Source organism: Streptomyces sp. NPDC058308, assembly GCF_042880275.1.
In the GTDB taxonomy this organism is placed as follows: domain Bacteria; phylum Actinomycetota; class Actinomycetes; order Streptomycetales; family Streptomycetaceae; genus Streptomyces.
In genome coordinates, this window is the sequence record NZ_JBHVZA010000054.1 from 15,889 (window position 1) to 28,589 (window position 12,701).

Consider the following 12,701-nt stretch of genomic DNA (forward strand, 5'->3'; position numbering starts at 1 on the left):
CGCTGGTCGCGGCTATTGTACTAGCCGTCCGGAGCCCGGGATGATGGAGTCCATGAGCAGCTTGTGGTAGTCGCGGCCGAAGCCGAGGGCCGCATTGTCGGGAATGCCGTAGAGGCCCGGCCCGTCCGAGCGGTCGGGGACGACCTTCCGGGCCCGGCCCCATTCCCGGTCGCTCCCCGGCCAGCCCTTCGGCTTTCTCTGCGGCAGCGAGTCCTTGGCGATGTCGTCGGCGACCGAGCGGGGAATCTTGAACTCGACGATCTGATTTCCCTTGAATTTCAGCGTGTGGGATATGTCGCCGGTCATGTTGACGTAGAGAGAACCGCTGCCGGTGAGGGAGACGTTGCCGTCGGCGTCGACGTGCATGCGCATGGTCTCGGGGAAGTTGGTGTCCTGTTTCCGGTAGACGGTGACGTCGCACTCGGGTGCGAGCCCCAGCGGGTCTGACCAGGTGAGGGGGTTGCGCACATAGCCGAGGGGGTTGGGCGCGGGCGTGAGCCCCAGCGGGTCGGGGCTGAGATAGCGTCCGCTCTCGGGGTCGTAGTGCCGGAAGACGTTGTAGTGCAGGCCCGTCTCCGGGTCGAAGTACTGGCCCGGGAAGCGGAACGGGGTGTAGGCGCTGCCGCCCGTCCGCCATCCGGTCGTGCCCCACAAGGTGGCGCGTCCGGACCAGGCGGTCTCCCCCGCCTCGTCGACGAGTTCGGTGGGAGTGCCGACGAGATCGGTGACGATGGCGAAGAAGCGCGCGTCGATCTCGTCCTGCGGCGCGTCGGCCGCGGTGATGCGCTCGCTCTGGGTGAGCGGGCGGTTGCCCTGGTGGTCCCAGGTGAGGGTGACCGGGTCGGGGGCGTCCGCCCCGGCCGTCGTCTGCTCGCACAGGACGCTGCCGTCCCAGGTGAAGTCGGTGCGCTCGACGACCGTTTCACCGTCGGCCGCCAGCCGCAGTTTGGCGGTACGGCGGCCCAGCGGGTCGTAGCGGTAGCGCCACCGGGTGCCGTCCGGAGTGACCGTGGACACCAGGCGGTCCTCGGCGTCCCAGACGTAGTGCCAGGTGTCGGGCCTGCGTGACAGCCGGCGCTTCTGCCGGAGCACGACGCGTCCGGCGCGATCGTGTGCGTAGCGGACCTGCCCCGCCCGGGTGAGGCTCGTGCCGGTGTAGGAGCGGGGGCCCGTGGCCTCGTGCCCGGGGTGCGTGTCCGGCCAGGCGGCGTGCGTCTGGTTGCCGGACTCGTCGTAGGTGTAGCTCTCGGTCCAGCCGGTGGCCCGGACTCCGGTGACCCGGCCTGCCGCGTCGACGTCGAAGCGGGACGTGCCCCTCCGCTGGTCCTCCAGGGCGGTGAGGTGGCCGTCCGCGCGGTAGGTGTACGTACGCCGGTGCAGTGTCGCGCCCTCGGCATCGGTCACGGCGTGGCTCGTCAGCCGGCCCAAGGGGTCGAAGCCGCTGCTCAGGGTGAGGCGGTCGCCGATGTGGCGGAACAGTTCCCGTCCGGCCGCGTCGTGTTCGAAGGTGAGGCTGCGGCCCCCGGTGGTCAGCCGGGTGCGGTTCCCGGCGGCGTCGTAGGCGTACGCGCTGGTCGCGCCGGAGGGCGTGGTGCGCGATACCCGGCGGCCGAGCGCGTCGTAGGTGTGGGAGAGGGTCCGGCCGTCGACGGATTCGGACAGGAGGCGGCCGGCCGTGTCGTGCCGGAGGGTCAGGACCGCGTCGGGACCGGCGGCCTCGGTCAGACGGCCCGCGGCGTCGTACGCGTAGTCGGTGACGGCTCCGTCGGCGTCCTTGCGCAGCGTCCGGCCCGCGCAGTCGCGCTCGTAGCGGATCTGTCGGCCGTCCGCCGTGGCGCGGCCGACGAGGTGCCCCGCCGCGTCATAGGCATAGGCGAGCGACCGCCCGTCGAAGTCCCGCTCGCCGACCAGGCGCCCGGCCGGGTCGAACGTATAACTCCAGGACCGGCCCGCGGAGTTGGTCACCCGGGTGAGACGCAGCTCGGTGTCGTGCGCGAACGTGTGGCGCACGCCGTTCGGGTCGGTGCGTGCCGAGACGAGGTCGAAGGCGCCGTACTCGTACCGGGAGACGCCGCCGAGCGCGTCGGTGTGGGCGACGCAGTTGCCCTCGGCGTCGTACTCCCATGCTTCGCGGGCACCGTCCGGGGCGGTACGGGAGCCGATCCGGCCCTCGGGCGTCCAGGAGAGGCTGATCACGGACCCCGTCGGGTCGGTGAGGGTGACGGGGCGGCCGAACTCGTCCCGGGTGTAGCGGGTGCGGGCGCCGAGCGGGTCGGTGATGACGAGGGGCAGACCGGCCGCGTCGGTGGTCACCTGCTGGGTGTTGCCCAAGGCGTCGGTGACGGAGGAGAGGTGGCCCGCCGCGGTCAGGGTGTAGTGGGTGGTGGCCCCCGCGGGGTCGGTCACCCGGGTACGGTTGCCGCGCTCGTCGTAGCCGTGCCGCCACTGGGCCCCGCCCGGCTCGGTGACGAGCGTCGGCAGTCCCGCGTCGTCGTACTCCGCGCGCGCCTCCTGGCCGTCCGGGAACCGCACGGCCGTGACGCGGTCCTCCTCGTCGTAGGTGTAGCGGGTGGTGTGCCCCAGGGGATCCGTCACCGCGGTGAGCAGGTGCCGCCCGTTCCACTCCCGCACCGTCACATGGCCCAGCGGGTCCGTCTCCCGCACGAGCCGCAACGACTCGTTGTGCTCGTACACCCGCGTGTGCCCCAGCGAGTCCGTCACCCGCGCGGTGCGCGTCGCGTCCTCGTAGCTCAGCGTGGCGGCGAGTGCGTCATCGGTGCCGCCGGTGGCCTCGACCCGGCCCCGGTCGTCGTAGGAGTACCAGTAGGTGGTGTCGTTGCGGTCCGTCCACGAGGTGATCCGCCCCTCGCCGTCGTACGTGTGGCGCAGCGCGTGCCCGGTGGCGTCAGTCTCCTCGGTGAGGTGGCCGGCCTCGTCGTAGCCGAAGGTCAGCACGGTGGTGCCGGGCGCCTCGGGGCGTGCGGGGTCGAGCACGCGAAGGCCGGTGATGCGGGGGAGCGTGGCGTGGTGGTCGAGGGCGACGCGGTAGCCGCCGGAGTGGACGACGGCGCGCGGCAGGTCGCTGCGGTCCTCGTCGTACTCGATGGTGACGCGGTTGTGGTTGCGGTCCTGGATGTACTGGAGGGGCAGGTCGGCGGCGGTGAGGTCGGCCGTCGGCACCGGGCTGTGGAACACGTGCGTGAGACCGGTCTCGGGGTCCTCGACCTGGAGGGAGCCCGGGGAGTCGGGCGCGTACCGCAGGGTGAGGCGGGAGCCCGGGACCTCGGGGCGCACCGGGGCGCAGGTGTCGGGGTCGGGGCGGGGGAAGCAGAGCCGGGCGCCGTCCGGCGCGGCGTAGACGACACCGTCCGCGTCGATCTGGAGCCGCTGGTCGAGGGTGGATGCCCAGGTGGGCCCGTACCAGCCGCCCCAGCGGTAGGAGGAGAGGTGGGTGCGCTCCAGGATGAGCGGGAGCACGCCGGGCAGTTCGACGTCCCGGCGCGTGAGCACCATGTCGCCCGTGGCGACGTCGACGGGGTCGCGGACGAACTTCTTCAGGCTGTTGCGGACGGAGGCGGGGAGCTTGTCCCAGCCCGGGCGCATCCGCATGCGCTCCAGGGTCGAGCAGTTGAGCTTGAGCTTGCCGAGGCCCTTGCCGAGCAGCTTGCCCAGACCACCGAGGCCGAGGCCGAACGCGGCGCCCAGGCCCAGGGTCTCGGCGAGCTTGCCGGGATCCTTGAAGGTGGCCGGGTCCTGCAGCAGCGCGTCCAGCGCGGCGAACTTGGCGCCGTCACCCGCCAGTTTGCCCATCTTCGCGATGGACTTGATCTCGCGCAGGGCCTTCAGCGTCCGGGACAGGCCGCGGATCACCTCCAGCACGGCGCGGATGGTGCGGGCCATCGCGGTACCGGCGTGCTCGATCCGGCCGATCAGCGCCATCGCCTTGGCGAAACGGGCGCCCGCGGCGAGATTGCCGACCACCGCCGAGACGCCCCCGGTGAGCACCGAAAGGCCCAGGCTCACCATCTCGACCTCGATGATCTCCAGAATGATGACGTTGAGCTCGGTGAGGAGCTCGTGGGCCTGGTCCGCGAAGGAGTCGAGGGCGTCGGCCCCGTCGCGCAGGGCCCCGGCCATCTTGGTGGCCTGCGTACGGGTCTTCTTCGCGCGCTTGAAGAACTCCCGGGCGGCCTTGCCCTCCCACGTCACGTCCTTCAGCGCGCGCTCGGCCTCGTCGGCGGACGCGTCGACCGCCTTGGCCAGGGCGCGCCACTTCTTGGCGATCTCCCGGACGCCGTCGGGGTCCACGGCCGGGTCGGAGATCCCGAGGAACTCCATCATGCTGGCCATGTTGTCGCCGGCCATGTGGTTGAACTTGTTGATGTAGTGCAGGGGGTTGAGGTCGACCATCGCGTGCGGGCCTCAGCCCTTCTTGCCCTGGGCGGCGGCTTCGAGCAGCAGATCCAGCAGGTCGAAGGCCTCGGAGAGATCCGTCATCAGCTTCGCCTCGTCCCGCCACGCCCCGGAGAGCTGCTCGGCGGCCTGCGCAAGCTCCTCCATGCCTTCCCGGACGTCGTCTGTCGCGCTCATCAGCGCGCCGAGCGCACCCAGCGCCGAGAGGTCGTGCGAGGCGGCCTTGAAGTCCTGCAGCGGCTTTGCGATGTGATGCGGAGACTTGCGCAGCAAAGGGGCGGCCTTCGCTATGGACTCCGAGTCCTTGCCCAGATCGCCCATGTGTCCTGCCCCCGGTGTGTTCGTGGATGTCGCTGACGTGCGGTCACTGTAGGCGAGTCGGCCCAGGTCGGGGGCGCTGCCGGGGGTCCGCAGGCGCCCTTGGGCTCCCCTGGTGCCGCTACCGGTTCCCGCCTGCGGGCACGGACCGGCCCCCAACGTCTCGCCCACCGTGCGGAGTTCACCCTCCGCCGTTGCGACCGCCACGCCCCTCGTGTGTGTGCGGCCCACCGTGGAGATCGGCCAGGCGTACGTGAGGTGCTCCTCGCACGCCGTCACGGGCTCGGTGCCCGCGGTGCCGGACAGACGGACGGCGCCGTCAGCTCACGACACTGTCCCGCCACGCCCGGTGCAGGTCGGCGAATTCGCCGGTGCCCGCGATGAGTGCGTCGGGGCTGCCGTCCTCCACGACCCGGCCGTCGGCCATGACGAGTACCCGGTCGGCTATCTCCACGGTGGAGAGCCGGTGGGCGATGACCACGGCGGTGCGGCCGCGCAGCACCGTGTGCATGGCGCGCTGCACGGCCCGTTCGCCCGGGATGTCCAGCGAGCTGGTCGCCTCGTCGAGGATGAGCACCGCCGGGTCGGCGAGCAGAGCGCGCGCGAAGGCCACCAACTGCCGCTGGCCTGCCGAGATGCGGCCACCGCGCTTGCGTACGTCGGTGTCGTACCCGTCGGGGAGCGACATGATGAAGTCGTGGGCGCCGATGGCCTCGGCGGCGCGTTCGATGTCCTGCCGGGTGGCGTCGGGCCGGCCGATCGCGATGTTCTCCGCGACGGTGCCGGAGAACAGGAACGCCTCCTGGGTCACCATCACGACCCCGCGCCGCAGCTCGGCGCCCGAGAGTTCGCGCAGGTCGACGCCGTCCAGGAGGACCCGGCCTTCCGTCGGGTCGTAGAAGCGGGCGAGCAGCTTGGCCAGCGTGGACTTGCCCGCGCCGGTGGAGCCGACCACGGCGACGGTCTGCCCGGCGGCCAGCGTCAGGTCGAAGCGGGGCAGCACCTCGCCGCCGGTGCGGTAGGCGAACCGCACTCCGTCGAACCGCACCTCGCGGCCCGGCCTGCCGGATGCCGGGGCGGGCAGCGGGCGGGCGGCGGCCGCCGCGGGCTCGGGCACGGCCGGGGTCTGCGCGAGCAGGCCCGCGACCTTCTCCAGGGACGCGGCCGCCGACTGGTAGGAGTTGAGGAACATGCCGAGCCGGTCGATCGGGTCGTACAGGCGCCGCAGGTACAGCACGGCGGCGGCCAGCACGCCGAGCGCGAGGCCGCCGTCCGCGACGCGCTGGGCGCCCCACAGCACGATGGCGGCGACGGCGGTGTTGGCGACGAGCCGGGAGCCGACCACATAGCGCGCCATCTCCAGCATGGCGTTGCCGTTGGTCCGCTCGTGCCTGCGGTTGAGCGCGCCGAACTCCGCGTCGTTGGCCCGCTCCCTGCGGAAGGCCCGCACCGGCCGGATGCCGTTCATCGTCTCCGCGAACTTCACGATGACGGCGGCGATCGCGGTCGAGCGGTCGCGGAACATCCGGCCCGCGCGCCGCTGGTAGAGGCGTACGAGGAGGTAGAGCGGCACGAACGACGCCACGGCCACCGCGCCGAGGCCCAGGTCGAGCCAGAGCAGCATCGCCGAGATGTAGACGAAGGAGAGCAGGACCGTGATGAGTTCCTGCAGGCCCTCGCTGAGCAGTTCGCGCAGCGACTCGACGTCGGTGGTGGAGCGGGAGATCAGCCGCCCCGAGGTGTACCGCTCGTGGAAGTCGACGCTGAGCGCCTGCGCGTGCCGGAAGATGCGGCCGCGCAGGTCGAGCAGGACGTCCTGGTTGACGCGCGCCGAGGCGATGATGAACGCGTACTGCAGTGCGCCCGAGGCGCCCGCGCAGCACAGATAGCCGATGCCGACGGCGATCAGCGGGCCGTAGTCGTCGGCGCGGACGGCGGGCACGCCGCGGTCGATGGCGTACGCGACGAGCAGCGGCCCGGCCTGCACCACGGCCTGCTGCACGAGCAGCAGCACGGCGGCGAGCGTGACGCGGGCGCGCAGCGGCGAGAGCAGGGAGCGCAGCAGGGCGCGGGTGGCGCCCGGCGGCGCGGGCAGCTCGTCCCTGTCGAAGGGGTCCTCCGGCGCGGCCGGGTGCGTGGGGCGGCCGGGTGCGCCGGATCCCTCGGGCTGCTCCGGGTCGCCGGGACCCGGCGGTTCTTCGGGGTCGGCGGGCTTCTCCCGTACGGAAGTCGACGAGGTCATCGGGCAGCCTCCTCGGCGGGGCGGTGGGTGGCCGGGGGAACGGTGTCCGGGTGGGCGGGGTCGGTGCCGGCGCCCGACATCAGCCAGGCGTACTCCGCGTTGTCCCGCAGCAGTTGCTGGTGGGTGCCGACGGCGGCGACGCGGCCGCCGGAGAGCAGGGCGACGCGGTCGGCGAGCAGCACCGTGGAGGGACGGTGGGCGACGATCAGCGCCGTCGTGTCCGCGAGGACGCGCCGCAGCGCCGCCTCCACCAGCGCCTCCGTGTGGACGTCGAGGGCGGACAGCGGGTCGTCGAGGACGAGGAAGCGGGGGCGGCCGACGACCGCGCGGGCCAGGGCGAGGCGCTGGCGCTGGCCGCCGGAGAGGCTCAGGCCCTGCTCGCCGACCTGGGTGCCGGTGCCCTGCGGCAGGGCGTGCGCGAAGCCGGCCTGCGCCACGTCGAGCGCGTGGCGCAGCTCGGTGTCGCCCGCCGTCTCCTCCGCGCCCATCAGGACGTTCTCGCCCACGGTCGCGGAGAACAGGGTCGGCTCCTCGAAGGCGACGGCGACGAGCCCGCGCAGGTGCTCGCGGTCCATCGCCGTGATGTCCTCGCCGTCCAGCGTGATGCGGCCGCCGGTCACCTCGTGCAGGCGCGGGACCAGCGCGGTGAGCGTCGTCTTGCCGCTGCCGGTCGCGCCGACGAGCGCCATGGTCTCGCCGTGGCGCACGTGCAGGTCGATGTGGGCGAGGACGGCGGGGGAGTCCGGTGGGGCGTCGGGGTACCTGAACTCCACGCCGTCGAAGTGGAGTCCGCCGGTCTCGGCGGCGGCGTCCGGCGCGGGGGAGGCGCCACCGGCGGGCTCGGTGCTCTTCGGTGCCGGGTCCTCCGGTACCGCGTCCATCACCTCGAAGTACCGCTCCGTGGCCGTCGCCGACTCCTGGCTCATCGCGAGCAGGAAACCGATCGACTCCACCGGCCAGCGCAGCGCGAGCGCCGTCGACAGGAAGGCGACCAGCGTGCCCGTGGAGAGGTCGCCGTCCGCGACCCGCACCGTGCCGAGCACCAGCGCGGCCCCGATCGCGGCCTCCGGCAGCGCCGTGATCACGGCGTAGATCGCGGCGAGGATGCGGGCCTTGGCCAGTTCGGTCCCGCGCAGGGTGTGCGACAGCTCGCGGAACGCCCGCGCCTGGCTGCGGTGGCGCCCGAAGCCCTTGATGATCCGGATGCCGAGCACGCTCTCCTCGACGACCGTCGTCAGATCGCCGACCTGGTCCTGCGCGCGCCGCGCCACGGCGGTGTACCGCCCCTCGTAGTACGCGAGGGCGATCACCATCGGCGCCACGGGTGCGAGCAGCACCAGGCCGAGCGTGAAGTCCTGCCCGAGCAGGATGACCATGCCGACCACGATGGTCGCGCCGTTGACCAGCAGGAACGTCAGCGGGAAGGCGAGGAACATGCGCAGCAGCATCAGATCCGTCGTGCCGCGCGAGAGCAACTGCCCGGATGCCCACTTGTCGTGGAAGGCCACCGGGAGCCGCTGCAGATGGCGGTAGAGGTCCGCCCGCATCGACGCCTCGACGCCCGCGAGGGGCCGGGCGATCAGCCACCGCCGCAGCCCGAAGAGCACCGCTTCCGTCACACCGAGCAGAAGCAGCAGGAGCGCCCCCAGCCACACCCCGGTCGGGTCCCGGTCGGCCACGGGCCCGTCCACCATCCACTTGAGCATGAGGGGGAAGACGAGCCCTGTGCAGGAGGCGACGACCGCGACAACCGCGGCGGTGATCAGTCGAGTTCGGACCGGGCGCACGTACGGCCAGAGCCGCAGCAGCGTCCGTACGGTGGACCGTTTCCCGGCGGGTGTGTGTGTAGATGGCATCAGGAGCGAGCCTACGGATCGCCACTGACAGAGCCCACCGAGTTTTCCGCACGGCAGAGCGGCACGGGAGGGGGTCGTACCCCGCCGTCAACCGATCGGCTGATGCCCCTTCGAGCGTGATGGGCGATGTACGCACCCCCTCCCACCGGGGATTCTCGGCACATGCCCCTCATCGAAGTGCACGGACTCAAAAAGGCCTACGGCGGCCGCGCCGTCGTCGACGGCGTCTCCTTCGCCGTCGACGAAGGCGAGATCTTCGGCATCCTCGGCCCCAACGGCGCGGGCAAGACCACCACCGTCGAATGCGTCGAGGGCCTGCGCGTCCCCGACTCCGGCACCGTCCGCGTCGCGGGGCTCGACCCGGTCGCCGACCACGACCGGCTCACCCGCATCCTCGGCGCGCAGCTCCAGGAGAGCGAGCTCCAGGCCAAGCTCACCGTGCGCGAGGCCCTGGAGCTGTACGCGGCGTTCTACCCGCGCCCCGCGGACTGGCGGCCGCTGGCCGAGCGCCTGCGCCTGACCGACAGGCTCGACAGCCGCTTCGGCAAGCTCTCCGGCGGCCAGAAGCAGCGCCTGTTCATCGCGCTCTCGCTGATCGGCGACCCGAAGATCGTCGTCCTCGACGAGCTGACCACCGGCCTGGACCCGCGCGCCCGCCGCGACACCTGGGAGCTCATCGAGGACATCCGGGACAGCGGCGTCACGGTCCTGCTCGTCACCCACTTCATGGAGGAGGCCCAGCGCCTCTGCGACCGCGTCGCCGTCATCGACCGGGGCCGGGTCGCCGCCCTCGACACCCCGGCGGGCCTGATCAGCCGCTCCGCGAGCTCCACGGTCATGTCGTTCACGCCGTCCGCGCCGCTGGACGAGCGCGCCCTCGCGGCGCTGCCCGCGGTCACCTCCGTCGAGCACCGCGCGGGCCGCTACACCCTGCACGGCACCGACGAGACCGTCGACGCCGCCATCACCCTGCTCGCCCGGCACCACATCACCGCCCGCCAACTCCGGGTCGTCGACGCCACGTTGGACGACGCGTTCCTCGACCTGACGGGAGCATCGGCATGACCACGGCCACCGCTTCACCGCACACCACCGACCGGAACGCGGGCAACAAGGCCGCCGCGGCCGTCCTCCGGGCCGAGCTGCGCCTCTTCCGCCGCGAACCGGGCGCCCTCTTCTGGATCATGGCGTTCCCCACCCTGCTCCTGGTGATCCTCGGCTCCATCCCCTCCTTCCGCGATCCGGACGACTCGCTCGACGGGCTCCGCCTCGTCGACGCGTACGTGCCCGTCACGGTGCTGCTCTCACTGATCATGGCCGGGCTGCAGGCCATGCCGCCGCTCATCACCGGCTACCGCGAACGCGGCATCCTGCGCCGCATGTCCGCCACTCCCGTACGCCCCCGTGCCGTGCTCGGCGCGCAGATGGGCATCCACGGCGCGGCCGCGCTCGTCTCCGCGCTGCTCTCCCTGGCCGTGGGCCGGCTGGCCTTCGACGTGGCGCTGCCGCGCCAGGCCTTCGGGTACGCCCTCGCGCTGCTCCTCGCCATCCTGTGCGGGCTCGCCCTGGGCGCCCTGGTCTCGGCGCTCGCCCGCACCACCAAGGCCGCGACCGCGATCGGCTCCGCCGTCTTCTTCCCGATGATGTTCAGCGCGGGCGTCTGGCTGCCGGTGCAGGCGATGCCGGACGGGCTCGCCCGCGCCGTGGAGGGCACCCCGCTCGGCGCCGCCTCCCAGGCCCTCGCCGACGCCGCCGCCGGAAACTGGCCGGGCTTGGCGCACCTCGGCGTCCTCGCGCTGTGGACCGTGGTCCTTTCGGCCGGGGCCTCGCGCTGGTTCCGGTGGGAGTGACGCGGTGACGCGGACGGCCCCGCCCGTCGACGACACTGGGCCGGTGAGCACGAGCACGGCGGACGCCACGAAGATGATCGAACAGCGCTGGGGCACCTTCCACCGCTGGGGGCCCTACGTCCTGCTGTTCTTCGGCGTCCTGATGTCGGCCGCCACCAGCGGTGTCGTCGGCATGGACCGCGGCGAGTGGTACGTGGCCGGGGCCCTGGTGGGCGGCGCCGTCGCGCTCCAGCTGTGGTGGGGCACGCAGGTCCGCACCCGCCCGGGCCCCTCGGCCGCGGGCACCGTCTACTACGCCCTGCGCTGGGCCACCGCCTTCGTCCTGACCTGGATCAACCCGTTCTTCGCGTTCTACGCCGTCGTCGGCTACTTCGGCACCGAACGGCTGCTGCCCCCGCGCCTGGTCAAACCCGGCCTCTTCGCCACCGCCGTCATCATGGCGGGCTCCCAGTCCGGCGGCCTGCCACCGCACGGCGGACTGGGCTGGGGCGTCTTCGGCGGGCTGCTCGCCGTGAACGTCGCCCTGCTCACCGTCTTCGCCCACCTCGCGGCGCAGGAGGACCAGCGCGCCCTCGACGCGGCCGCCACCATCGCCGAGCTCGAACGCACCAACACCGCCCTCCAGCAGGCCCTCGACGAGAACGCCGCCCTGCACTCCCAGCTCCTCGTCCAGGCCCGGGAGGCGGGCGTCGCCGACGAGCGGCGCAGGCTCGCCGCCGAGATCCACGACACCATCGCGCAGGGCCTGACCGGGATCATCGCCCAGCTCCAGGTCGTTGCGGGCGCCCGCGACGAGGAGCTGGCCCGCGAGCACCTCGGCAGGGCCGCCGACCTCGCCCGGCACAGCCTGGGCGAGGCCCGCCGCTCCGTACACAACCTGTCGCCCGCGCCCCTGGAGAACGACCGGCTCCCCGAGGCGCTCGAGAAGACCGTCGCCGAGTGGGCGCAGCGCACCGGCGTACGGGCCGGCTTCACGGTCACCGGCACCGCCGAACACCTCCACGACGAGATCGAGGCGACCCTCCTGCGCATCGTCCAGGAGGCCCTGTCCAACGCCGCCCGGCACGCCGCAGCGACCCGCCTCGGCGTCACCCTGTCCTTCATGGGCGACGAGGTCAGCCTGGACGTCCGCGACGACGGCCGCGGCTTCGACCCGCTCGCCACGGTGGAGCGCACCGGGTCCGGCGGCTTCGGCCTCGACGGCATGCGGGCGCGGGCCGAACGCATCGCGGGAGCGCTCACCGTGGAGTCGGAGCCGGGCGGCGGCACCGCCGTGTCGGCTCGCGTACCGTTGGTGCGCCATGAGCACTGAAGTGATCACTCTCCTCGTCGTCGACGACCACCCCGTCGTCCGCGACGGCCTGCGCGGCATGTTCCAGTCGGCCCCCGGCTTCGAGGTCCTCGGCGAGGCGTCGAACGGCGTGGAGGCCGTGGCCCGCACCGCCGAGCTCGACCCGGACGTGGTCCTGATGGACCTGCGCATGCCGGGCGGCAGCGGCGTCGACGCGATCACCGAGCTCACCCGCCGCGGCGCCCGCTCCCGCGTCCTGGTCCTCACCACGTACGACACGGACTCCGACACGCTCCCCGCGATCGAGGCGGGCGCGACCGGCTACCTGCTCAAGGACGCCCCGCGCGACGAGCTGTTCACCGCCGTGCGCGCCGCGGCCGAAGGGCGCACGGTCCTCTCGCCCGCCGTCGCCTCCCGCCTCGTCTCACGCGTGCGCGCCCCCGGCAACGAACCGCTGAGCACCCGCGAGAGGGAGGTGCTCGCGCTCGTCGCCAAGGGCACGTCGAACCGCGCCATCGCCGCGGAGCTCTTCATCAGCGAGGCCACGGTCAAGACCCATCTCACCCATATCTACGGCAAGTTGGGCGCCAAGGACCGTGCGGCGGCGGTGGCCACGGCGTACAACAGGGGAATCCTGGGCTAGGCCCTGTCGTCAAACTCGCGTCTGCCTCGCGACGCCTGGCACGCACGCTCGCCGCGTTGTCGGGCTCATCCCGGTACGCCCAGTACCG

Annotated in this window: 8 protein-coding genes; 4 read left to right on the plus strand and 4 right to left on the minus strand. The window is 72.7% G+C overall.

Annotation, left to right across the window (positions count from 1 at the left end; all coding sequences use genetic code 11):
* Nucleotides 1–12 precede the first annotated feature (12 nt).
* From ACFVYL_RS37100 to ACFVYL_RS37115, 4 genes are all read right to left on the minus strand, one after another.
* Nucleotides 13–4,410, minus strand: coding sequence for an RHS repeat-associated core domain-containing protein (locus tag ACFVYL_RS37100; RefSeq protein ID WP_389724484.1), 4,398 nt, complete (start codon nt 4,408–4,410; stop codon nt 13–15).
* Nucleotides 4,411–4,422: 12 nt separating this feature from the next.
* The gene (locus ACFVYL_RS37105) at nt 4,423–4,938 is read right to left on the minus strand and encodes a hypothetical protein (protein WP_389724487.1); all 516 of its coding nucleotides are present in this window, start codon (nt 4,936–4,938) and stop codon (nt 4,423–4,425) included.
* A gap of 112 nt (nt 4,939–5,050) precedes the next feature.
* Entirely contained in the window at nt 5,051–6,973 is a 1,923-nt protein-coding gene (locus ACFVYL_RS37110; RefSeq protein ID WP_389724490.1) for an ABC transporter ATP-binding protein, read from the minus strand.
* The gene (locus tag ACFVYL_RS37115) at nt 6,970–8,829 is read right to left on the minus strand and encodes an ABC transporter ATP-binding protein (protein ID WP_389724493.1); all 1,860 of its coding nucleotides are present in this window, start codon (nt 8,827–8,829) and stop codon (nt 6,970–6,972) included. The genes ACFVYL_RS37110 and ACFVYL_RS37115 overlap by 4 nt, the downstream gene beginning before the upstream one ends.
* A 162-nt stretch (nt 8,830–8,991) precedes the next feature.
* On the opposite strand from ACFVYL_RS37115, the gene ACFVYL_RS37120 reads away from it, so the two are divergent.
* The 4 genes from ACFVYL_RS37120 to ACFVYL_RS37135 all read left to right on the plus strand — a co-directional run bounded on the left by ACFVYL_RS37120 (nt 8,992) and on the right by ACFVYL_RS37135 (nt 12,613).
* Nucleotides 8,992–9,894, plus strand: a complete 903-nt coding sequence (locus ACFVYL_RS37120) for an ABC transporter ATP-binding protein (protein WP_389724495.1) — start codon at nt 8,992–8,994, stop codon at nt 9,892–9,894.
* Complete coding sequence (locus ACFVYL_RS37125; RefSeq protein WP_389724498.1) at nt 9,891–10,679, plus strand: ABC transporter permease; 789 nt, start codon at nt 9,891–9,893, stop codon at nt 10,677–10,679. Before ACFVYL_RS37120 ends, ACFVYL_RS37125 begins: the two co-directional genes overlap by 4 nt.
* A gap of 73 nt (nt 10,680–10,752) precedes the next feature.
* The gene (locus ACFVYL_RS37130) at nt 10,753–11,991 is read left to right on the plus strand and encodes a sensor histidine kinase (protein ID WP_389724504.1); all 1,239 of its coding nucleotides are present in this window, start codon (nt 10,753–10,755) and stop codon (nt 11,989–11,991) included.
* The gene (locus ACFVYL_RS37135; protein WP_389724501.1) at nt 11,981–12,613 is read left to right on the plus strand and encodes a response regulator; all 633 of its coding nucleotides are present in this window, start codon (nt 11,981–11,983) and stop codon (nt 12,611–12,613) included. Before ACFVYL_RS37130 ends, ACFVYL_RS37135 begins: the two co-directional genes overlap by 11 nt.
* The last annotated feature ends 88 nt before the right edge of the window (nt 12,614–12,701 follow it).